Raw genomic sequence first — 23,695 nt, forward strand, 5'->3', positions numbered from 1 at the left:
CACAAATGTTGAATATTGACTCGCTGATTGCTTTCGTAACCGTGATTGATACCGGTACATTTTCTGCTGCGGCCGAGCGACTGGGCCAAACTCCTTCGGGAATAAGCCGCGCTATTTCACGCCTGGAATCGCAATTGCGCATGACCTTGTTAACGCGCACCACCCGCCGATTGGATTTGACTGAAGAAGGTGGATGGCTATTGAAGCGGGCAAGAAAAATTCTGTTTGACTTACAGGACACTGAAGAGCAAATGACCGCTCGCCTTTCCCAACCCTCTGGCCTGGTACGCGTTAGCGCAGCAACTCCTGCACTGGATCATTTGCTCGCTCCTTTGGCGGCGGGATTCATGGATGCCTATCCGTTAGTGCGGCTGGAGCTGATAAGTGGCGAAACCGTGATCAATCTGATTGAGGCGCGTATCGATCTGGCAATTCGTATCGGCCCGCTGGGCGACTCGACACTTAATTCCAGACATCTGGGAACGAGCCGACTCCGATTGTTGGCTTCTCCAGAATATTTGGCGCGCCATGGCGTACCGGAAAACATCGATCAATTATTTCGTCATCGCCTACTAGGTTTTACGGCGCCGAGCTCACTTAACATCTGGCCTCTTCCGCAACAAGGAGGCGATGGAATTCCGGTGCAACCGGTCATTGCGGCCTCAAGCGGAGAAACGTTGCGTCACTTGGCATTGGCCGGCGCCGGCATAGTGAATCTAGCCGATTTCCTTACGCATAACGATGTATTGAGCGGACGTCTGGTGCAAATCCTGGAATCGGTGACGTTGCCTTGGAGTCAACCGGTATGGGCCGTATTTTACAAACAGGGGGCATTGGCGCCGCGCATCGGAGCATTGGTCAATTTTTTAGCGCAGAGACTTAAAGGGGTATTGAATGACTGAACGCCGCAATGATTAGATTGAGTCGTATTCTGTTGATATCGAGTATTTTATGCCAAGCCATTACTTGAGAAATTGGAAGGGTAGCTGAATCGTACTCACACCACTTAACGCGACACAACCTTGTAATTTTCTTGCTACGGCGGGAGTCATTAGATAATCCGACTGCACTTTTCCTAGAACTGATGACGTAACGCTAAGCGGATGACAAATTGCTTGTCATTGTCGGAGCCGGCGCCACCAGAACCAGGAATATACGCTTGATCAAGTGATGCTCCAGTCAAATCGCCGCCAACTTTTTGGTAAACAGTCTGCATATAGAGATCAGTCCGTGTAGAAAAATTGTAATCTGCCATCAACCCAAGTGTCGACCATTTTGGTTTGGCGTTGCCAACCGTTGTGTCCTATTTCGCCTCTTCCAATTACCCATATCTTTCCGAAGCGAGGTTGAAGCCCATCCGCATATCGGCGACACATGGTTTTGCGGTACCCACCGATCACGTAGCCGTGTAAGCGGTCCGTGAAATACAGATTAAGAAATGGTTTGTCCGGGTCATCATCGACAAGTTGTTGTGCGAGTTTGCTAGCGTTGACGGCATCAGCAGCTTTCGCCGCCTGCCTCAAGATCAGCGAAGCGGCCTGTGCGCCATCAAGTTGCTTCTCCCAGGTCCGCCCGCCATCGCGTGTTGCAAGCACGATCCCGCCATGGCTGACGACGGGGCGTTCGTATCTCATGTAATTCTGTTGTCGCACTCGAAGCCAATATTCTTTTCTCGATTTTTTGCCTCAATTGAGGATATTGATTGAAGAGTGTGTTGAGAGCTCCTGCAGCTCCGTAACCCCAATGATCTGCTTTAATCGGCTTCTTGCGCTGATAGCCATTGGGATGCACTGCGGATATCGCGGCAACGCGTGGGCACAGGTGTCCACGCCCCGCAACTGGGTCATTACCGCGAATTTCGGATGCCGATAAATCAGCGCGTAGAAAACATCAGAAAATTATCCATGATCATTTTTTGATAGAAGATGTCATTGCACCGATCCCGGTTCCAATACTGCCACCTGGGGTTTTCCGAAGGCAACGTCATGCCTGGCATGCGGGGAGTGGGCACTGCGTATCGAAGCCCGTTACACCACTCTCCCCTCCTTAAATAAAAGAACGTTTCTCAATATCTGCAAGACTGTACTCGCAGTGGGCGGCTTACTGTACGCACACACATGGGGGAAACCCGCCTCGCGCGCCAGCATGATGTGGAGATCAAGTACTTTACGCTCGTCCGAACTCATCCAGACCAGCATAGGTAGCGCTTGCCCGGCGTTGCGCGCCAGCTCTGCCTGCCTGACGGCGAAGCGGGAACCATTCATGTTTGGCATGTTGATGTCGCAAAAAACGACATCCACCGGCAGCCGCGCCATGACCTCGATCGCCTCGACGCCATCGTTGGCGACCACTACCGAATGACAGCCCCATCGGTGCAGCTGTTCGGCCAGCAGTTTTTGTTGCAGGGGATGATCTTCGACAATCAGGATGGATAGTTCGGCGATGGTATTCAACGATACTCCCGACAATTTTCAATGTCTGCCATTGTGCATGGCGCTGTCGGGATTGGATGCAGGAAATATCTGATTGTGACAGGCAATATTTCTGTAAATTAAGTGGGCTTCGTCGGTAGCCCAAAACGGCGCAACATCGCGATGCAGGACAAGGCGCGGTCACTCCTCGCCGGCAACGCCGTTACGCTTGGCAAATTCTATCAGTTCGACCAATGAATTCATGTTTAGCTTGATCAGCAAGCGGGTCTTGTAGGTGCTGACGGTTTTATCGCTGAGCAGCATGCGTTCGGCAATGTCCTTGTTCAACATACCCTGGGCCAGGTATTGCAACACCACCATCTCGCGGTTGGATAAACTGGCAAGTTGCTCGGCTTCGTTCACCTGGCGGTCTCCGAAGCGGGCATTGCTGGTAGCGATGTTCGGAAAATAGGTGTAGCCGGAGAGAATCGCCTTGGCGGCATCGACCAGTTCGTTCAGATCACCCTGCTTCCAGACATAACCGGCGGCGCCGGCCATCTTGCAGCGGAAAGCGAAATGGAGCGGATTATGCGAGGTCAGCACCAGCACTTGCATGGCGCCTTCAAGGTCTTTGAGTCGTTCAATTACTTCCATTCCATCCAGTTTTGGCAGGGTCAGGTCGAGCACGACCAGATCTGGCGCAAATTCTTTGGCCAGGCTCACCGCGTCAATGCCGTTATTGGTTTCAGCGACCACGCTATGACCCTCGCGTTCCAGCAAAGAACGCACTGCCATACGGATCACCGGATGATCGTCGACGATCAGAATCTTACCCATGCACTACTCCAGAAATCTATCTATTGAACTTAAGCTAAGCTGTTTTTTTAAACCGCCTGCTTCCAATGGCGGTGATAAATAGTCCTACATATCGGGAAGGACGGATAGCGGAATTATCCTATTTTTCCGTAGGAAATTTCTTAATCAGGCCTATTGCAATCCGAGTTTGGACAACTCAACGCTAAGTGCTGCATCAAGCCTCCCTATTTCTGTATGAACCAGATCAGCCTTTTCCCGTATGTGCGTGGCATTTACCGGTTCACGACATGCAGCCTCCAATGCCAGGCAAGCCGTGATGAGAGATTCGGCTCTTGCGATCCGCGCTCCACCTTTAAGCCTGTGCGCAACATCAGCCACATCGACCCATTTTTCGCTCACTGCATGGACATTTAAATGGATAATATCCTGCCGGTTGGATTGAATCATCTCTCTCAACAGGTCTTTTCTCAATGCCAGGTTGCCGTCGGTTAGCGTATCCAGCGTTGTACCATCGAACACGCTTTCCTCAGCGATTAACAACGGTGGCGTTTTTCCATTGCTGTCGGCATTCACCAGCGGGTGGCTGGTCTCCAATGTCGCCAGGCGATTCCGGAGTGTCTCCAAGCCGACAGGCTTAAACAGGCAGTCGTCCATCCCCGCGTCGCGGCACCTCACGATTTCATCTTCCTGGGCGTTGGCGGTGAAACCGAAAATTGTGCATTTCCTGGCGCCTGGATGTTCTTGTTCGATTTTGCGAATGGCTCTGGCCAGCTCGTAGCCGTCAATAACCGGCATATGGAAATCGGTGAGAATCAAATCGAACAATTCGGGCGCCCACAATTTCAACGCCGCCTCGCCTTCCTCGGCGATTGTCACCTCATGGCCAAGGAACTGCAGCTGCTGCGTGATCACCATGCGATTGGGGGCGTGATCATCGACAACCAACACGCGCAGCCTGCCGGCAGGTTGCGCCGGCCCAGATCCCGCAACCGCCGGATGGATTGGTGCGGCTACCGGTTCCAGCGCCAGCACGGATACGGTCACCATAATCAGGGTTCCCAATCCCGGTTCGCTGGAGAGCTGCAATTGCCCGCCCATCATTTCAATCAGCTTACGACTGATCACCAGCCCCAGTCCCGTACCTGAAGCGGCCTGGTTTTTCGTTGGCCCTACCTGGGAAAACGGCGAGAACAGTTTTTCCTGGTCTTCTGCGCTGATGCCGATCCCGCTATCTTCAACGCTCAGGCGGATCTGGAGGCGTTCTGCCTCCTTCATTTCACCATCCAGGCGAACCTGGACCGATCCTTGATCGGTAAATTTGATCGCATTGCCGATCAAATTGAATGCGATCTGCGTGAAGCGTTGCGGGTCGATCAAGACGTCGCCCTGAATCCGCGAATCGATTTGCAGCCGTAAGATCAAGCCCTTTTGCCGCGCCACGCCGTCAAACACGCGCACCACCGATTCAATCAGTTCACGCAAATTAGCGCGCTGCGGAAATAAATCGAGCTTGCCGGACTCAATCTTGGCGATATCCAGGATGTCGCCAATCAGCCCCAGCAAGGAATTGGCAGAGTTATAGGCCACCTCAATGGAAGAACGCTCCAGACGTCCCTGATCGGCATACTTGAGCGAAAGTTCGAGCATGCCGATAATGGCGTTCATGGGGGTGCGGATTTCGTGGCTCATGGTGGCCAGGAAGGTGCTCTTGGCAAGACTGGCTTCATCGGCCCGGGCTTTCGCATCCAGCAACTCCTGCAGCAGACGATCTCGTTCGGTGATGTCTATCCAGCCGCCGATGATACCGACCGGACTTCCCTGCGAATCCTTGTAAGGCAACAGCCAGCGATAAATACTGAACACGCTGCCACGTGCTTGAATCTCTGTATCCTCGAAGTGTGGCGTACCGGTTCGCATCGTTTCCTGATAAAGATGTCGGTATTTGTCGGCAGCTGCTTTTGAGATATAGGGCAAATCCTCCAGTTTTTCCCCCAGCACCTGTTCAAGATGGACATCAAAGAATTGCAGGTAAGCGCGATTGCATTGAAGCATCCGGCCATGACTATCGTATACGTAGATAGGATGAGGCGTGCCGTCAATCATGGCGCGCGTGAATTCCAGCTGATCGCCCAAGGTGCGCTGGGCGAGCTTGCGCTGGGCGATCTGGCGACGCAAATAGATGACCCACGCCAGCAGCCCCAGCGCAAGCAATGCGGCGCCGCCGATGATTTGGTAGACATCGCGGCGGTTGCTGTTCCACCTGTATGCCGGAACCACGGCGCTATTGCTCCACCGGTTCCCTATGGTCGCCAGTTCCTCTGGAGAGATGCTTAACAACGCCTTATCGAGAATCGAACGCAATTCCGGTGCACCTTGATTCACGCCGAATGCCAGCTGCAACGGCCCATCGCCCACCACTGTGGCAACCCGCAGATCATTTTTGAAATACCGGTTGATGAAATACTTAGCGGTAACGGTGTTGAAAATAACGCCGTCGATCGTCCCTCCTTTCAACCTGTCCATTCCGTCAAGCGCATTCGCTACCAGTCGCAGTCGGATCTCCGGATACTTGTGACGCAACATGGGTATCAGCGGATGATCCGGCTCCAGTTCCAGGGTATGGCCTTTCAAGTCGTCAAGACTGGCAGGTTCATCTCTCCCGGTGCGCGTCACTAAAACATAAGGTGCGGCTAAGTAAGGACGCGTGAAATTAACTTTATCTTCACGCTCTTCGGCGATGCCGAGCACGGCGATCAGATCGGCATTCTCCTTGTACATCTGTTGAATTACACCGCCTAGCAAATTAGTATGCAGGATTTCAAACTCTAATCCGGTACGCCATTTGACCAGCCGCAGGACATCCGCCGCGAGGCCTAAAAACCGGCCATCCTTGTCAAAGAAGGTCAGCGGCGCATATTGCTCATTGACCAACACACGCATTTTTTGATGTTGATCTAACCAGCGCTGCTCACGCGGAGTCAGATATAGTTTGTCCGTCGACAAATACGCTTCGCTGCCCAAGCTCCAGCGGCGTTCAATCGTGTTTTTTTCTTCTTTTGGGATAGCGCCGAGTACCGCATTAATAGCGCGCAATAAATGTTGATCTTCTTTGCGCATCGCAAAAGTAAAGCCGCCACTGCCAACCGGAATGAAGTTGGTCAGATAAAGAAGATTGAAGTCATTGACGTTAATCAGGTAATTTGCCGAGATGGCATCGCCGAGAAACATGTCCGCCTGGTCGAACGCCACAGCCGCCATCGCGGCCTGATCGCTGGCGAAGAATTTTAATTGGGCATCGGGATATATTTTTTTGACGGCATCGGGCGAGCGATAGTTAGCTGCCGTCGCCAGGCGCAGACCGGCGCCTTTCCCGATTTCGCGCTGCTCATCAATGCGAGTGACCAATGCCAGGCGATCCGCGACATAGGAAGAAGAAAGAGCGAGGCGTTGATCGTAGGTATCAACATTGTTTGCAGTGCCTAGCAGATCGATTTTCCCCTTGGCTAAAGCATCCAGCGCGGCCGCGCGCGTTGCAAAGCGCCGCACACTGACTTTGACTCCTAGCATATTCCCCAGGATAGCCATGTAGTCTGCGGTGATACCCTCATAGTCGCGGCCGCTGGTAGTGATATCAAACGGCAAGAAATCGGGCGCGGCAACACCGAGCACGAGCTCACGCTTGCCTCCCAGCCAGGTCCAATCGTCTCCAGACAACTTAAAATGAAGATGATCCAAGGCAGAGCGGCCCAGCAATGTGAGAGATTTTGCATCTCCATCGACTGTCTGAGCCGAGATTGCAGTCAGGCTGAGCGCGCAAACCGTCAATATGCATAGCACGTACCGCAAAAAGGCACGCATCATATCTGGCCGCTGATACCGTTACGCTCCAACAAAGAACGAACTGCCAGGTGAACGACCGGATGGTCATCAACAATCAAAATTTTAGTCATGCTCCGCTCCGGAAAATCTGTTTATTGGCCATGACTCATGCGCTTCGCTCACATCCCGAAACCTCTTTATGGTCATATTGGACACAATGTTGCAATATAACATCACACTGATGCGCGACCATAATAAATGGGCCGGTCGACGGCTACCGGCCTGACACAGCTTCGCCAGGCACATGATTTGCCGGCCGGTTTGTATAGTCCGATATTCGATTGGGAATAGATATCGGAAATTTCCCTATATAACGTACGAAAATTCTGAAGATGCGCAGATCCATGCGGACAGGGAAAGTTTCAATTCAGCCGGAGTATGAGAGGATTAGCTCAACGACAACTCATTTGCAGGTAGGCGACAACAATGCCCCCTGCCTTGCATCGTCATTACTTTGTCATGTGCTCAGGCTAATATTCCCGGACGTATAAATTTATTCCTATCCAAGAAAGACTACTCATGTACATCCGCCTGGATTCGCCCTTCATCACAAAATTCCTGGTCCGTTCCATCGTTATTGGATGTGGCCTACTCGTAACTGCCTGCAGCAGTACAAGCGGATATTTATCGACTACTGGCGCAACGGCGCCTGGCGCTTTCAAAACACTCGACGGCGCGCGTCCCCTGGTTATCGGCCATCGCGGTTTACCAGGTTTGTATCCTGAAGAGACTCGGGCTTCTTACGAAAATGCGGCAGATGCCGGAGCAGATTCGCTTGAATTGGATCTGCACATGACAAAAGACTGCGTGTTAGTTGCGCGACACAACCCATGGTTGAGCGATAACACAAACGTCGCTGAGGTGGCGAAGACCAACGCCGTTGTTGCGGCCCGTAAGCGCACTGTCCCAGGCGTATTGGTTAACGTGAAATATCCGGCAGTACGGGAAAATGGCCCGACGCAATATCTGAGCGATTTGACCAATCCAAACGATCCAAAATCAGTGTTGAAATCATTAATCGTCGATGGCGAAGACCATACCAACGACTGGTCCATCAGCGATTTCACGATGGCCGAACTCAGGCAATGGTTCGGCGGCACCACTTACGATGCCCGCGACCAGCGCCCAACTGACCTGAACGGCAAGTTGCCGATTTTGAGTTTTCAGGAAGTGATCGATATCGCAAAAGCCAAAAGCGCAGCTACAGGCCGTCTCATTACGACCTATCCGGAAAGCAAAAATCCGATCTGGAACAATGCCCAGGCCATCGCCAATGGTTGCGGCGCACCGGGCAGCCATCCGTTTGAGGAGGCTTTCCTCAAAGCCCTAAAAGACAACGATCTCAATCGCAAAGACGCCCCGGTTTTTGTACAAAGCTTTGATCCAGCCAGCTTGAAATACCTCCGCTCTATCGGTCTGAAATCTAAAGCAGTTCAGCTGGTCGATGGAAACGGCATGAATTTCCAGACCGGCGAAACCATTTTCATCACCGATAAGCCCAACACTTTCGTCAGTGGCCGTCCATATAGCTGGACCGTAGCAGGTGATCCACGCTCCTTCGGTGCGATGCTTACGCCGACAGGATTGGCCGAAGTCAAAACCTATGCTGACGGCATCGGCCCGTGGAAGCCGCAGGCAATGTCGGTCACCGCTGCTTCGGCCCGAGATTCGTCGTCCAAAGCTAGCTTAGCTGAGGCCGACACGATCAAACCAACCAGCTTGATTAGCGATGCGCATAAGGCCGGTTTGTTCGTCCATATTTTTACCTTCCGCAACGAAGCGAAATACCTGGCCGGAGTCTATAAGGGGGATCCAACGGCAGAGTACCTGGCTTTTTACCGAGCTGGTGTTGATGGCGTATTTACGGATTTCACGCCAACTGCATTTTCTGCGCGTGCGGCCTACCTTAAAGAAATAACACGATAACCAATAGTATTGGTGTCTTTGGCGTGGCGCCTCATGCCAAGCAGCATGAGGCGCCCTTTTAATACACGCTCAGTGTTCGTTTGCTTGCTGAGTTGCCCCGCTCAGTTTGATCCGCCCGCCATACCCTCGCGAACGCCGCAACCCTGTCGTAAGGTCCCTTAAAATCCGACTCCTTCAGGTCTTCATGGCAGCAATTTAGTCACTTTTCCCAGACTCGTTATCCGATTGCGTGCGGCTTTCCATCCATTTTATTGGCGACGTCGACTTGCGGCGCAACAAAAAAACCATATTTTTCATGGACTTATCACTTTATGAGCTCCTGGCATAGCATGTGCATGTCGATAAGTAGCAAGGACACACGAAAAACCTTGCCCAATAAATTGAAAAAGGAGACAAATGGATATCCAACGACGTCATTTCCTGCAGAAAACAGGTAAATATGCGGCCCTTGCTGGAGTCGGCACAATCGCGCCAGGGGCTTATGCGCGAACAACTGCCAATACTGCCATGGGCCACATTTCAATGACGGAAATGTCCCGTCGACTCGCTGCCGGCTCCTTGAGCAGCCGCCAGTTAGTTGAAGAAGCACTAGCCGCCATCAACGATCCAAACGGAGAAGGTTCACGCGCCTTCCTGACCGTCTACGCCGAACAGGCACGTGCAGTTGCGACCGAGATCGATGCGCAGAGTCGTCGTGGAATTGTTGCCTCCCCGATTGCCGGCATACCTATTTCAATCAAAGATCTGCTCGACGAGGCCGGACATACCACCCTGGGAGGCTCCACAGTTCTGGTCGGCCAGCCTCCCGCGCTGGTCGATTCGACCGTAGTGGCTAGATTGCGTAAGGCCGGTGCAGTCATCATCGGGCGCACCAATACGGTTGAATTCGCCTACACAGGGCTGGGGATCAATCCACACTACGGCACTCCGAAGAATGTTTATGATCGTGCTACCGGCCGCATTCCCGGTGGTTCGACGTCAGGCGGCGGTATATCGGTCGCTGACGGCATGGCTGCCGGCGCCATCGGAACCGATACCGGCGGCTCGCTGCGCATTCCTGCCGCGCTTAACGGCTTGGTCGGATTCAAGCCGACGCAACGTCGCGTGCCGCGCGAAGGCGTGATGCCACTATCGACCACCTTGGATTCGGTAGGTCCGATCGCCAGGAATGTAGCCGACTGTGCGTTGCTGGATGCAATACTCACAGGCGAGACCGCGCGAGTACCTCGCGCGCCCGCATTGCGCGGATTACGATTCGCAGTGCCGAAAACATTCTTCCAGAATGATTTATCGGATCCTGTAGCGCGTGCATTCACGATCGCGTTGGCGCGGCTGTCGGCGGCGGGAGCAATCATCGTTGAATTGCCGATGGCCGAGTTTGCGCAGGCGCCAAACATCAATCCACGAGGCATGATCACGGCTTCGGAGGCCTATGCGTGGCATCGAAAATATATTAAAGACGGGGCGGATAAATACGACCCGAGAGTGCTCGCGCGAATCAAAACCGGCGAGACCATCAGCGCGCCAGACTATATCGAACTTCTGACTCTCCGGCGCGAATTCATCCTGTCGATTAACCGAGCCGCAGCGGGTTATGATGCGATGCTGATGCCGACTACACCTGACATTGCCCCTCCCATCGCCGATGTGATCAAGGACGACGAAAGTTACTATCGGATTAACGGACGCATGCTGCGTAACCCGTCAGTGGTCAACTTGTTCGACGGCTGCGCGCTCTCGGTGCCATGCCATCAAGCTGGCGATGCACCGGTCGGACTTATGATCGCAGGCATTCAAAATACCGATCATCACATTCTGTCGGTAGGACGCGCCGTGGAAGCCGTTGTTTCTCCATCTCGAAGCTGACGATAGCCTCCCGGCAAGACCGCCTGGTCGAGCTGGGAAGGACGTAAACCTGAGGATGAGTGAAGATTAATTTAGCGCGTCCCTTAAGGATGGCAGCGATTAGATTAGATCATATCCATCCGATTATTTAATCCGGGCCTCGATCAATCGCTCCAGCGCCCGCCGAACCGCGTCCGCATGCGAAAGCCCGCGCATTTTTTCTTTTTCGTCCTGGATCAAACGCTCAGCCTGCTTGCGATCACCATCGCAGGCACGAATCAGCGCACTGGTGCGATCTGCGCCAGCTTTGCTGGTAACAAGACTTCGAGTAAGCGGGGTTACATCAAGAGGAATATCTGACTCTTGCCGGCCTTTCTGTTTTTTACCGTAATGCCAACCGATTAGCCCCATGAGCACACCAGTTAGCGCAGCAACGATCGCAGTTGACGAAATTTCCATAATGTCCCCTTGTCTGACAGGTATTTTATCGTTAACAAGAAGCAATGTTAATCATCTCAAGCCGCTCGATTGCATTGCGACGGCTGCAAGGGCAGCAGCCTGGAGAATCTGAAATCCGATATTGCAAAAGGGCTGCGCTGAATAACGGCTAAAGCGACAAAAACCGCTCAACCAGCCGACTCCAGTAAGCCGCGCCGACAGTGACATTTTCATCGTTGAAATCGTAACCGGCGTTATGCAGCATGGGCTTGCCTACTCCGTTCCCCAGCCGGACAAAGCAGCCAGGACGTTGTTGCAAAAAGTACGCAAAATCCTCGCTGCCGGCGATCGCTGGAAACGGTGATATCACATTTTCCGAGCCGACCAGCTCTTCAGCGACCTGCATCGCGAATGCTGTTTCAGAATCGGAATTGACCAGCACCGGATAGCCGTGAATATACTCGATCTCGGCTTGCGCGCCATAGCCTTCGGCATGTGCCTCGATCAATGCGCGGATTCGCTGCTCCAGCAGGCTGCGGACTTCGGGGGTGAATGAACGCACGCTCATTTCCAGCGTGGCCTGCTCTGGAATTACATTGGCGGCATGGCCGGCGTGCAACGCACCCACGGTGACCACTGCCATCTCCGCCGGATCGATATTGCGTGCCACGATAGTCTGCAAAGCCATCACCAGGCTACTGGCGACCACCACAGGATCAATCGACAGATGCGGCCGGGCTGCGTGCCCTCCACGCCCCGTGATGCAAACCTTCACCGTGTCGCAGGCGGCCATGAAGGGGCCGGAGCGAAACATGAAGGTGCCGGTCGGAAAGCCGGGATGATTGTGCATGCCGAAAATGGCGTCGCAGGGAAATCGTTCGAACAAGCCGTCGCGCAGCATTTTCTCGGCGCCGCTGTTCGATCCGGCTTCTTCGGCCGGCTGGAAAATCAAGTTGACGGTGCCATTGAAATTGCGGCTGCGGGCCAGGTGCCGGGCGGCTCCCAATAGCATCGTGGTGTGCCCGTCGTGTCCGCAGGCATGCATCTTCCCATCGTGGCAACTGGCGTAGGGCAATCCGGTCTTTTCATGGATGGGCAAGGCATCCATGTCGGCGCGGACACCTATGCTGCGCTTGCTGTCGCCCACGTTCAAGGTGCCCACCAGGCCAGTGCCGCCTATGTTGCGCGTGACCGCATAGCCCCAGTCTTGCAGCTTGGCTGCGACCAGGTCCGAAGTATTGAATTCTTCATACGACAGTTCCGGATGCCGATGGATATGACGCCGGATCTCGATCAATTCATCCTTTGCGTCGTTCAAGTCCGTCAACTGACAATATTGTATTTCCTGTTTCATCGCTTGCCCCGATATCCTGTGAAAGACGCAAAACCGTAAGAGTAAATTGTAGCCTTCCAGGCTACACGTCCTTATGCTCTTTGCGCATGGACTTGTCCGCCCTCTTCGGCCAGATCCCAGAACATGCCTGCCATGATCTGTAGCGATTCGCGCGATACGCTGGCCAGGATATGTTCGTTGGGCGCATGTTGCGAGCATGCCGGATAGGAGTGCGGCACCCATAGCGTCGGCAAGCCCAGCACATCGGCAAAGACATCGTTCGGCAGCGATCCGCCCAGATTCGGCAACAAGGTCGGCGCCGTGCCGGTGGTGCGTTGCATCGAGGCCAGGCCCCAGCGCACCCAGGCATCGTCCGGGTCGAGACGGGTGGCCTCGAACTGAATACCGGATGGCAAGACCTCAACATCGTCATAACCAAGCGCAACGAGATGGCTGCGGATGTGCGCCAGGAAATTCTTGCTGTCGCTGCCGACCACATAGCGTATCTGGCAATGCGCGAAAGCGTGGCCGGGAATCGCATTCACCGGCGCTTCCGGGTTGCCGGTCTTCATCGCCAGCACCTCCAGCGTATTCCAGCCGAATACGCGTTCCGCTGGCGACAGGCCCGGCTCGCCCCAGTCGCTGTCGACTTCCGGATCGCCAACAGAGCCGCCGACCTCGACGCCGTCGAGCGCGTCACGAACGCTCTGTGGCAAACCTTCCGGCAACAGCCGGGCGACGCGGATGCATCCTCTTTCATCGATCAGGCTGGCGATCGCATTGGCCAGCCGCACGCCGGGATTGCGCAGCAGGCCGCCCCAGTTGCCGGAATGATGTCCGCCATCGCGCAGCTTGACCCGCAGATCGAAATTGACGCCGCCACGCGAGCCCAGGAACATTGTCGGCTTGGCGGCGGAAACGCGCGGACCGTCGGATGCAATGAATACATCGGCCGCCAGACGCTCAGCGTGCAGTGCGCAAATTTCCTTCAGGCCGGGGGAGCCGATTTCTTCCCCCATCTCCAGTATCACCTTGACGTTATAGCCGAGCTTGCCGTGGCGTACCGCCAGCACTTGCGCCAGCGCGGCGAAGTTGATCGTATGTTGCGCTTTGTTGTCGGCGGCGCCGCGGCCGTACCAGCGATCGCCCTCGACTATGATTTCCCATGGATTCAGGCCGCTCCGCCATTGGCTGTCGTAACCGCGAACGACGTCGCCGTGACCGTAGGTAAGCACGGTGAATGCAGCGCCCGGTTCGATCCGCTCGGCCAGCAGGAACGGGCTGCCACCAGCCTGGGGATTGTCGACGATCTGGCAGCTAAAGCCCAGCGCAGCCAACTCGGGCACAATCTGTTCGTCCAGATACGCGCGCAGGATGGGTGCGCTGCCGGCTTCCTGGCTCTCGGTACGCACCGCGACGCGGCGCGCCAGGGTTTCCCGGAATCGCCCGTCGTCGAAATACGCACTGGCCTTGGCAATAGCTTCTGTTCTACTCATATGTTTTCCTCGGTTGACGGCGGCATCGGTGTTGACCCGAAGCCAAAGTTAGATATTTTTTGCGTTCATGCTGCAGGTATCCATCGATCTACTGCATGGTGATGTCCGGGATGCCGAGACCAGGCTCCGGCGATAATGCCGAGGCCAGCAGCATCCGTGTATAGGGATGCTGCGCCTGCGAAAATATCTTTTCGCGGGTTTCGAGCTCGACGATGCTGCCCTGATGCATCACCGCGACGCGATCCACCAGATGCTCGACCACACCTAGATCGTGACTAATGAACAGGTAAGTCAAGCCGAATTCCCTTTTCAGGTCGAGCAGCAGGTTAAGTATCTGCGCTTGCACCGACACGTCGAGCGCCGACGTCGGCTCGTCGCAAATGAGGATGCCGGGCCGCAGAATCAACGCACGGGCTATCGCCACGCGCTGACGCTGGCCGCCAGACAACTGGTTCGGGTATTGATGGTGCGTACGTTCCGGCATACCGACCAGATCCAGTATCTCGCGCAGCTTGCCGCGTTGCTCGATGGCGTTGCCGATACGATGCAGCTTGAGCGGAAGGCCGACGATTTGCGATACGGTCTTGCGTGGGTTCAGCGACGAATACGGATCCTGGAATATCGGCTGGATATGGCGCGCCAACGCCATCCGCTGCGTCGGATCGATCTCCGTACCATTGATCAACACGTTCCCTGAACTCGGTGCAAGCAGGCCCAGTAGCATTTTCGCCAGCGTACTCTTGCCGCAACCGGACTCGCCCACCAGCCCCAGCGTCTCGCCGCGATACAGGCGCAGCGAGACATCGTTGACGGCCTTGATTTCACCGTCGGCCTGAAAAAAGCCACGATTGAGTTTGAAAATTCGGCTTAGCGCACATAATTCCAGAGCGATGTCGCTGCTGCCATTGCGGTTGTAGCCTTGCTCTCCGGCGATCCTGCCTTCAGTCAGCCTATTCATGCCGCAACCTCCGTATCATGCGGATGAAGGCTGTTGCAGCGGGCATAGTGCGCGTCCTCGATTTCAACATTCGGCGGCAACTGCTCGCACGCATCATGCGCCTGCGGACAACGATTGCGAAAAGCGCAGCCCTGCACTTGTCCAACCAGGCTCGGCACCACGCCGGGTATCGCTGCCAGGCGACTGCCCGGCAGCGTCTTGCCACGCACTGGAATGCAGTTGAGCAAACCGCGCGTGTACGGATGGCTGGGACGGGCGAACAATTGCGCCACCGGCGCCGTTTCGACTATCTCGCCGGCGTACATGACGGCAACCCGATCCGCGATGCGCGCCACCACGCCCAGATCATGCGTGATGAATACCACTGCGCTGCCGAACTCCTGCTGCAACTCCCTTATCATCCGCAGAATCTGCGCCTGTATCGTGACATCCAGCGCGGTAGTCGGCTCGTCGGCGATGATCAGATCCGGTTCGCACATCAAGGCCATCGCGATCATCACGCGCTGGCGCAAGCCGCCGGACAACTGATGGGGGTACTGCCGCATGCGGTCCTCGGCATTCTTGATCCCGGTCCGATGCAACAGGTAAATCGCCCGGTCTCGGGCTTCCGCATAAGAGACATGGCGATGCTGGAGCAAGGCTTCGCACAATTGATTGCCCAGCGTATAGGATGGATTGAGCGAGGTCATCGGATCCTGGAAAATCATGGCCATGCGCTGGCCGCGCAGATCTGCCATCTTGCGTTCCGGCAGCTGCTGCAGATCGATGCCGTCGAAACGGATGTGAGTGGCGCTGCGCTGCGCCTTGCGTGGCAACAAGCCCATCAACGCCAGCGATGTCATCGATTTCCCACATCCCGATTCGCCGACCAGGCACAGCATCTCGCCGCGCCGGACCTGGAAATCGATGCCGCGCACCGCATGCAGCATGCCATGCTCAGTCGGCAAGTCTACCCGCAGGCCTTTTACGTCAAGCAATGTGTTCATACCCCGCTCCTTGTTGGGTTCGCGTTCTCATGTTCATTGCGCAAGCCGGTTTAATTGCGGCCATCGGGTGCGTTCATGTCGCGCAGGCCATCGCCGACCAGGTTGATCGCCAATACCAGCAATATCAGTGCAATGCCGGGGATCAGGATTACCCAGGGTTGGAAAAACATATAGGCCTTGCCTTCGGCCACCATCAACCCCCATGAAGGCGTCGGCGGCTGTACTCCCAGGCCGAGAAACGACAGCGTAGCTTCGAGCAGGATCGCGTGCGCCATTTCCAGCGTCGCCACCACGATCAGCGCGCTCATGATATTCGGCAGGATTTCGCGCAGCAGGATGTAAGGCGTGGATGCCCCCAGCACCTGGGCCGAGGCAATGAATTCGGCATCGCGCAATTGCTGTGTGGCGGAACGCGTGACCACCGCGAAGCGGTCCCACAGCAGCAGGCCCAGCAGTACGATGACTACCTTCAGCGAGCCGCCGACCAGCGACGCCATCGCTAGCGCCACCAGCACCACCGGCATGGCCAGCCGGGTCGTGATGATGTAACTGATCACGGCATCGACGCGGCCGCCGAAATATCCGGCCAGCACGCCTAGCGTGGTCCCTATCACGCCTGAAATCAACGCCGCCGAAAAGCCGATCAATAGCGACACGCGGGCGCCGAATATCAGGCGGCTCAGATAATCGCGTCCCAGCTTATCCGTGCCAAGCGCATGCAGCCAGCTGCCATTGGCATGCCACACCGGCGGAATCAGGCGTTGCGTAACATCCTGGCTGTAGGGATCGTGCGGCGCCAGCCAGGGTGCAAACAGCGCTGTCAGCATGATCAGGACCAGCACCACCACTCCCAGCGTCAGGCCGTGATGGCCAAGAAATCTATGTAATTTACGGCGCCACATCGGCGTTGGCGCCGGCACAGCTTGCAAAGCGGCAGCGGATGGCATTGCAGCGATAGTCAACGAGGAAGACAGCGGGGACAGCAATGGGCGCGACATAAGATCCCCTTAACGAGTGCGGATACGTGGATCAAGCACGGCGTTGATCACGTCGGCCAGGAAAGTCAGTGCGATATAAAACACCGCGATGATCAGCACCACCGCTTGCACCACCGGATAATCGTTGCGGGAAATCGCATCCCACGCCAATTGACCCAGGCCTTGCAGCGAGTACACCGATTCGATCACTACCGAACCACCCAGCATGAAACCCATTTCCACTGCAGCCAGGGCCACCACCGGAATCACCGCATTGCGCAGCGCATGCTTGAGAATCACCCGGCTTTTGCTCAGCCCTTTGGCTCTGGCGGTCCGTATGTAATCCGAATCCAGCACATCGAGCATGCCGGCGCGCGTCAGCCGCATCATCGCCGGTGTCGCGTAATAACCCAGCGCGATGGCGGGTAGCACGAAATGCTGCCAGGTGGTATTGCCCGCTACCGGTAGCCAGTGCAAGCCCACCGCAAAGATCACGATCAAGGTCAGGCCAAACCAGAAACTGGGCATGGCCTGGCCGATCACCGCAATCAGCAATGCCAGCCGATCCAGCCAGGTGTCGCGGAAAATCGCCGCCAGCACGCCCAGCGGTATCGCCACGAATACTGCAAGCAGCAGCGCGATGCCGCCAAGCTTGAGGGTAATCGGCAACCGTTCCGCGACCAGGTCCATCACGGAACTCTGGAAATAGTAGGAGCGCCCGAAATCCAGCCGCACCGCATTCCACAGCCAGTCGGCAAATTGCGCCGTGAGCGGGCGGTCCAGGCCGTACTGGGTGCGTATCGCTTCCACCTGCGCCGCGCTGGCTTCCGGCCCGGCGATGGCAGTGGCCAGATCGCCGGACAGATGCAGCAGCATGAAACTGACCACGGAGACCGTGACGGCGACGCTCAACGCGATCATTAAACGACGAAGGATGTAGATCAACATGGCGATGGCTTCCTCTGGCTAACTTGAAATGGCTTGCGTCGATCCCGGCGCCCATCTTAAATAAATGGCCTGGGTCGGACGGCGGGTTATTTCCAGCTAGCCTCGTAGAAACGCGGCAATTCATCTGGATAGCCCTGGAATTTCAACGCCGAGGTGTAGGCATAATTGGTTGAATATGAAAACAGCGGAGCCGCCAGCGCCTGCTGTGAAATGCGCTGCAATGCCTTGCTGTAGTTTTCCTTGCGCACTGCGGCATCGAGCGAGGAATCGGCTGTGTCCAGCCAGGTTTTTACTTGCGCATCCTTGCTTACATCGTCAGCACCGCCCTTGAACCAGACGCCAGTGAAAGCGGAAGTGTCGTTCACTGAAAACGAGCCCCACGCCTGAAATGTCATCGGCGTCTTGCCGGCGCGGTACTCGGTTTGCAAGGCAGCAAATTTCATGTAATGCAGGCGGGCATTGATGCCGATCTTGTGTAAATCGCCAATCAGTGCTTCCGCATATTCCCGTTCGCGGTACGCATAAATTTCGGTGTCGAAACCTTTCGGATAGCCGGCTTCGGCCAGCAGAGCCTTGGCTTTCGCCGGATTGTATTCATATTTGACGACTGCCTTGGTTTCGCATCCGAATTGGGCTCGGAAACAGGTTGCATATACCGGCTGGCTGCCGCCGCGCACCAGGCTGCCGGCCAGGCCGTTGCGGTTGACCGCATAATTCACAGCCTGCCGTACGCGTACGTCCTTGAACGGCGAATTCGCCGCCGAGCTGCCGGTGCTGTCCATGGTCAGGAACCCGATGCGCATGGTCTCGCCGCTCTGCACTGTGATATTAGGCATGCTGCGCATCGCGTCGGCCTGGTCGGCGGCGACCCGCCAGATCCAGTCGATCGCACCGGTCATCAGTTGCGCAACCCGGGTTTCCGGATCGGGTATCACAACGAATTTCAGATTGCCTATCTTCGGTTGCCCTAGCGGACTGTCCTTGAAGTAAGCGCTGTTTTTCACCATGCTAACTCCCTGCCCCGGGGTGACACTGGTGATACGGTAAGGACCGGTGCCGATTGGCGCCTTGCTGAATCCTTCTACGCCAACCTTTTTGAAATAAGCCGCAGGATAGATCGGCGTAGGACCGGACAGGTATTCGAGCGCTGCCGGGAACGGCTGCTTCAGGTTGATCCGCACCTTATATTCGCCGAGCTTTTCGGCGCTTTTTATCCAGTCGGTATTCTGGCGCGTAACCACCTTGGATTCCGGCGAAGCCACGTAGTTAAAGGTAAACACCACGTCGTCAGCGGTAAATTTATCGCCGTTGTGAAATGTGACGCCCTGGCGCAAATCCAGCACCAGCGCCGTCGGCGATTCCCATTTCCAGGAAGTCGCCAGCTGCGGTTTGTACTCGTTGGTTTTAGGATCGCGATATACCAGCGTATCCCACGCCAGGTGCGCAATGATGACTCCTTCGCGCAAGTTGTTGTGATAAGGGCCGATATTCTCAACCTCGCTGTCGGACGCATAGACCAGCGTATCGTTGGCCTTGCCGGCTAGCGCCGACGTGGTAGCGGCGGCGCTGGCGGCGAACAGGATACAGTGCATCCAGGCAGTGGAAATTTTCATCACAAACATCCTTTTCGAGAATTTTTCTGGGAAAACCGTGGCTTGGAATTGATACTAGGTCACAATACAACTTGCAACAACTATCAAATTTCTAACTCTGCGTTGCTAAAAACAGAACGCAGAAAATGTCAGGAAAAATTAAAGATGAGGCCATTTCCATGAAATCGCATCAATTGCAAGAAACCTCGCTACGCTATTTTCTCGAAGTCGTTCGTAGCGGTTCGATCAGCGAAGCGTCGCAACGACTGAACGTAGCGAGCTCAGCGATCAGCCGGCAAATCAGCGGCCTGGAACAGATTCTGGATACCGTGCTGTTCGAGCGCCGCCCGCGCGGCATGGTGCTCAGCGCCGGCGGCGAAGTATTGGCCGCGCACGCGCTCAAGGCGGCGCTGGAAGCCGACCGCGTGGTGGCCGATCTGTTGTCGCTCAAGGGATTGAAAAGTGGCAGGATCAGGATCGCCAGCACCGAAGGTTTCGCCATCGATTTCCTGCCGCGCCTGATCGCGGATTTCCAGAAAAAATATCCGGCGATCGTGTTCCAGTTGTACGTAGGGCCACCAGCCAGTGTTTCGCGCCAGGTACGAGAGGGTAATGCGGATATCGGCCTAACCTTCAGCCGTATCCCTGAGCCGAATATCAAAGTCGTGCACCAGCAGCCCGCCCCGGTCATGGCTGTCATGCGCAAAGACCATCCGCTAAGCCAGTTCAAGCAGGTGTCGTTATCGCAATTGGCGGCCTATCCGATCGCCCTGCCGGAACCGAACACCACCTTGCGCCAGCTGTTCGACATTGCCTGCACCCGCCAGCAATTGCTGTTCGAACCGGTGCTGACCAGTAACTACGTCGAGGCTTTGTATAATTTTGTGATGTACAGCGGCGGCATCTCAATTTCCGGTGAAGTATCGGTTCGGGACAGGGTCGCAGAGGGAAAAATGACCATGCTGCCGGTCCGCGATCGCGGTTTGGATGGACGCCAGGTCGAAGTGCAAACCTTGATCGGGCGCACCCTGCCGCGCGTGGTCGATACATTCCTGGACTATCTGTTGAATCATCTGAGATCACAGTAAGCCGCTGCAAATCGATCTGGCTGGCGCAATCGCGTGCTAGATCGGCAGCTGGGTAGTTGAGAGGACTTGCTTGAGCACCATGAATGTCCGGATTTGCCGCACACCCGGCAAATACAGCAACTGCTCTGCATGGAGCCGGTTGTAGCTATCGTTGTCCTTGGTGCGCAACAACATGAAGTAGTCGAACTCTCCCGTCACCACATGGCATTCGAGGCAACCCGACACTTTTTGCGCGGCCCGCTCGAAATCGGCAAACGACTCCGGCGTCGATCTGTCCAGCACCACGCCGATCATCACCAGGGTGCCGGCGTCCAGGGCGCGCGGATCGAGTAGCGCCACGATCCCTTTGATCAGCCCCAGTTCCTTGAGCCGCTCGACTCTTCGCAAGCATGCCGGAGCACTCAGGTTCACCTTGGCCGCCAACGCAACATTCGACACCGAGGCGTCGCGCTGCAGCGCCCTGAGGATCGCCCGGTCGGTGCGATCCATGGTTTCGACGGCAGCGTCGGCCGGTGACGTCTTCGTACGCAATTTTGTTGCTTTCATATGTATTTAGGAAAAATAAAAGGTGACTATATTTTTCATATTGATATTTTAAATCCGAATAATTGAAGAAACTTGCAACCATGTTTCTTGCGATTGATTCTAATATGGATTTGATCTCAACATCAATGAAAGCTGGATTTGAGCATGCCTGTTTTCTTTGCCAGCCTTGATGCGTGGATACCCACTCCCACCCCAACCCCAGGAGCCGTTCCCATGAACTTGAAAAAATTTCCACGTCACCAGCTTACTTTCGGACCGACGCCTATCCAGCCGTTGAAACGTCTCAGCGACCACCTTGGCGGCAAGGTCGAGCTTTACGCCAAACGCGAAGACTGCAACAGTGGCCTGGCCTTTGGCGGCAACAAGACCCGCAAGCTTGAATACCTGATCCCTGAAGCGCTGGAAGGCGGCTACGACACGCTGGTCTCCATCGGCGGCATCCAGTCGAATCAAACACGGCAGGTTGCCGCAGTGGCCGCGCATCTGGGCCTCAAATGCGTGCTGGTGCAAGAGAACTGGGTGAACTATTCGGATGCCGTGTATGACCGGGTCGGCAATATCGAGATGTCGCGCATCATGGGCGCTGATGTGCGGCTGGACAGCGCTGGCTTCGATATCGGCATCCGCCAAAGCTGGGAACAAGCCATGGACGATGTGCGCAAGGCCGGCGGCAAGCCCTTCCCTATCCCGGCCGGCTGTTCGGAGCATCCGCGCGGCGGCCTGGGATTCGTCGGCTTTGCCGAAGAAGTAAGGCAGCAGGAAGCCGAGCTGGGGTTCAAGTTCGATTACATCGTTACCTGCTCGGTAACCGGCAGCACGCAAGCCGGCATGCTGGTGGGTTTTGCCGCCGACGACCGCGCCGACCGCGTGATCGGCATCGACGCTTCGGCCAAGCCGCAACAGACCTTCGAGCAGATTTTGCGTATCGCGAAAAACACCGCCGGACTGGTCGAGCTGGGCCGCGACATCACCGCCAAGGATGTGGTACTTGATACGCGTTTCGGCGGCCCGGAATATGGCTTGCCGAACGACGGCACGCTGGAAGCCATCCGTCTGTGCGCGCGCATGGAAGGCATGTTGACCGACCCGGTCTATGAAGGCAAGTCGATGCACGGCATGATCGAAAAAGTGCGGCTGGGTGAGTTCCCGGCAGGTTCCAAGGTGCTTTATGCCCATCTGGGCGGGGTGCCTGCGCTTAACGCTTATAGCTTCCTGTTCCGCAACGGCTGAACCGGTCAAAAGGTTGATGCGTCGGTGCGCCGCGCGGACATCCGCAAGGCGCACCGTAAGAAATCATCTTAAGCGCGGTTCAAGCGCGCGAGACTGAGCGCGGCGGCATCGACCCCATGCGCGAGTATGCGTTCCGGGATCGGCAAGCCGCGCAGCATCGCGGCATACGCTTCTCCGGTCGCCGGCGCCGATTGAATACCGTAGCCGCCTTGCCCTGCAGCCCAGAAAAATCCCGCTATCTTCCGGTCGAAACCGCCAACCAGGCTACCGTCCGCAACGAACGAGCGCAAACCGGCCCAGACATGGCCAGGCCGGCGTACATTGAGTGTCGTCATGTTTTGTATGTGGTCAATCGCAATCGCGATATCCAGCTCTTCAGCCTGGACGTCGTGCGGCGCCACCGGATCTGCATTGGCGGGTGAACCCAGTAGCACGCCGGCATCCGGCTTGACATAGAAGGACTCATCGATCCGCATGAATAGCGGCCAGGATGATGCATCCATACCGGACGGCGGCTGGAAAGTGAATGCCGAGCGCCGCTTTGGCACCAGTCCGATATGGCCGGCGCCGGCCATTTGTCCGATGACGTCAGCCCAGGCGCCGGCAGCATTGATTATTACCGGTGCACTGAACATGCCCCGGGTGGTAGTCACTTCCCAGGTTTGCGTCCGATATGTCAATGCCTGCACTTCCGCATCGCAGACCAGTTTGGCAGCGGTCGCGCCAGCCCCAACCTTGGCCCCGCGCAGGAAACCCTGGTGCAAGGCATGCACATCGATGTCTGCGGCATCCGCCTCATAGACCGCAGCTGCAACCAGTTCCCGGCGCAATACCGGCACGCGCCGGCAAGCCTGGTCCGCGTCGAGGCGTTCGACCTTATCCGATACTGAACGTACGATCGCTTCGTGCTTATCCAGTTCCGCCAGTTGATCCTGCGTCGCAAAAAACAAGGCGCCGCGCGGTGTGAGCAGTGGATGGCCGGTAAATCCCGCTGGCGGCTGGTCGAAGAAAGCACGGCTGGCGCAAGTCATGGCGCGCACCTGCGGCGGCCCGTAGCTTTCCATATACAACGCCGCCGAACGGCCGGTACTGTGATAACCGGGCTGCGACTCGCGCTCAAGGATGATCACCCGTGCGTGCGGCGCTAGCCAATAGGCGATCGATGCGCCTGCGATACCGGCGCCGATGATGATGTAATCTGCTTGCGTCTCATTGCCCATGCAATA

19 protein-coding genes are annotated in these 23,695 nt (G+C 55.9%); 5 read left to right on the top strand and 14 right to left on the bottom strand.

All coding sequences use genetic code 11. The features are described from left to right. Positions 1-5 precede the first annotated feature (5 nt). Positions 6-902: a LysR family transcriptional regulator gene (locus BM205_RS00775; protein ID WP_092411773.1), complete on the top strand. Its 897-nt coding sequence runs from the start codon at positions 6-8 to the stop codon at positions 900-902. Between the two features lie 321 nt (positions 903-1,223). Here the strand turns inward: BM205_RS00775 and BM205_RS00780 are convergent, their stop codons facing one another. The 4 genes from BM205_RS00780 to BM205_RS00795 form a co-directional block, all read right to left on the bottom strand. Next, a complete protein-coding gene (locus BM205_RS00780) occupies positions 1,224-1,634 on the bottom strand; it encodes a hypothetical protein (protein ID WP_092411774.1) in 411 nt (136 codons plus the stop codon). A gap of 393 nt (positions 1,635-2,027) precedes the next feature. Next, positions 2,028-2,453 carry a response regulator gene (locus BM205_RS00785; protein WP_175511108.1) on the bottom strand — a complete coding sequence of 142 codons (426 nt, stop codon included), beginning with the start codon at positions 2,451-2,453 and terminating at the stop codon, positions 2,028-2,030. A gap of 159 nt (positions 2,454-2,612) precedes the next feature. Beyond that, complete coding sequence (locus tag BM205_RS00790; RefSeq protein WP_092411776.1) at positions 2,613-3,248, bottom strand: response regulator transcription factor; 636 nt, start codon at positions 3,246-3,248, stop codon at positions 2,613-2,615. A 150-nt stretch (positions 3,249-3,398) separates the two neighbouring features. Further along, complete coding sequence (locus BM205_RS00795) at positions 3,399-6,941, bottom strand: transporter substrate-binding domain-containing protein (RefSeq protein WP_175511109.1); 3,543 nt, start codon at positions 6,939-6,941, stop codon at positions 3,399-3,401. A 684-nt stretch (positions 6,942-7,625) separates the two neighbouring features. Here BM205_RS00795 and BM205_RS00800 point away from each other — a divergent pair. Further along, positions 7,626-9,032 (top strand): glycerophosphodiester phosphodiesterase family protein, encoded by a 1,407-nt coding sequence (locus BM205_RS00800; RefSeq protein WP_092411778.1) that lies wholly within the window; start codon positions 7,626-7,628, stop codon positions 9,030-9,032. Between the two features lie 507 nt (positions 9,033-9,539). After that, entirely contained in the window at positions 9,540-10,898 is a 1,359-nt protein-coding gene (locus tag BM205_RS00805) for an amidase (protein WP_254783717.1), read from the top strand. Positions 10,899-11,021: 123 nt separating this feature from the next. Here BM205_RS00805 and BM205_RS00810 read toward each other — a convergent pair whose 3' ends face one another. From BM205_RS00810 to BM205_RS00845, 8 genes are all read right to left on the bottom strand, one after another. Beyond that, a complete protein-coding gene (locus tag BM205_RS00810) occupies positions 11,022-11,336 on the bottom strand; it encodes a hypothetical protein (RefSeq protein ID WP_139227189.1) in 315 nt (104 codons plus the stop codon). 148 nt (positions 11,337-11,484) lie between these two features. Continuing rightward, positions 11,485-12,669 (bottom strand): M20 aminoacylase family protein, encoded by a 1,185-nt coding sequence (locus BM205_RS00815; protein ID WP_092411781.1) that lies wholly within the window; start codon positions 12,667-12,669, stop codon positions 11,485-11,487. A gap of 71 nt (positions 12,670-12,740) precedes the next feature. Continuing rightward, complete coding sequence (locus BM205_RS00820; protein WP_092411782.1) at positions 12,741-14,144, bottom strand: M20 family metallopeptidase; 1,404 nt, start codon at positions 14,142-14,144, stop codon at positions 12,741-12,743. A gap of 88 nt (positions 14,145-14,232) precedes the next feature. Further along, entirely contained in the window at positions 14,233-15,102 is an 870-nt protein-coding gene (locus BM205_RS00825; protein WP_092411783.1) for an ATP-binding cassette domain-containing protein, read from the bottom strand. Further along, on the bottom strand, positions 15,099-16,088 hold the full coding sequence (locus BM205_RS00830) for an ABC transporter ATP-binding protein (protein ID WP_092411784.1): 990 nt from the start codon (positions 16,086-16,088) through the stop codon (positions 15,099-15,101). The genes BM205_RS00825 and BM205_RS00830 overlap by 4 nt, the downstream gene beginning before the upstream one ends. A gap of 50 nt (positions 16,089-16,138) precedes the next feature. Further along, a complete protein-coding gene (locus tag BM205_RS00835; protein WP_217646009.1) occupies positions 16,139-17,035 on the bottom strand; it encodes an ABC transporter permease in 897 nt (298 codons plus the stop codon). Positions 17,036-17,095: 60 nt separating this feature from the next. Beyond that, entirely contained in the window at positions 17,096-18,013 is a 918-nt protein-coding gene (locus BM205_RS00840; protein ID WP_092411786.1) for an ABC transporter permease, read from the bottom strand. Between the two features lie 86 nt (positions 18,014-18,099). Beyond that, positions 18,100-19,605: an ABC transporter substrate-binding protein gene (locus BM205_RS00845; RefSeq protein WP_254783718.1), complete on the bottom strand. Its 1,506-nt coding sequence runs from the start codon at positions 19,603-19,605 to the stop codon at positions 18,100-18,102. A 179-nt stretch (positions 19,606-19,784) separates the two neighbouring features. On the opposite strand from BM205_RS00845, the gene BM205_RS00850 reads away from it, so the two are divergent. After that, complete coding sequence (locus BM205_RS00850; protein WP_092411788.1) at positions 19,785-20,693, top strand: LysR family transcriptional regulator; 909 nt, start codon at positions 19,785-19,787, stop codon at positions 20,691-20,693. A gap of 36 nt (positions 20,694-20,729) precedes the next feature. Here the strand turns inward: BM205_RS00850 and BM205_RS00855 are convergent, their stop codons facing one another. After that, positions 20,730-21,239, bottom strand: coding sequence for an Lrp/AsnC family transcriptional regulator (locus BM205_RS00855; RefSeq protein WP_092411789.1), 510 nt, complete (start codon positions 21,237-21,239; stop codon positions 20,730-20,732). Between the two features lie 213 nt (positions 21,240-21,452). On the opposite strand from BM205_RS00855, the gene BM205_RS00860 reads away from it, so the two are divergent. Further along, positions 21,453-22,469, top strand: a complete 1,017-nt coding sequence (locus tag BM205_RS00860) for a 1-aminocyclopropane-1-carboxylate deaminase (RefSeq protein ID WP_092411790.1) — start codon at positions 21,453-21,455, stop codon at positions 22,467-22,469. Positions 22,470-22,537: 68 nt separating this feature from the next. On the opposite strand, the gene BM205_RS00865 is transcribed toward BM205_RS00860, so the two are convergent. Beyond that, entirely contained in the window at positions 22,538-23,689 is a 1,152-nt protein-coding gene (locus BM205_RS00865; RefSeq protein WP_092411791.1) for an NAD(P)/FAD-dependent oxidoreductase, read from the bottom strand. Between the last annotated feature and the right edge of the window lie 6 nt (positions 23,690-23,695).

It is taken from the genome of Collimonas sp. OK307, assembly GCF_900113705.1.
Classification (GTDB): Bacteria; Pseudomonadota; Gammaproteobacteria; order Burkholderiales; family Burkholderiaceae_D; genus Collimonas.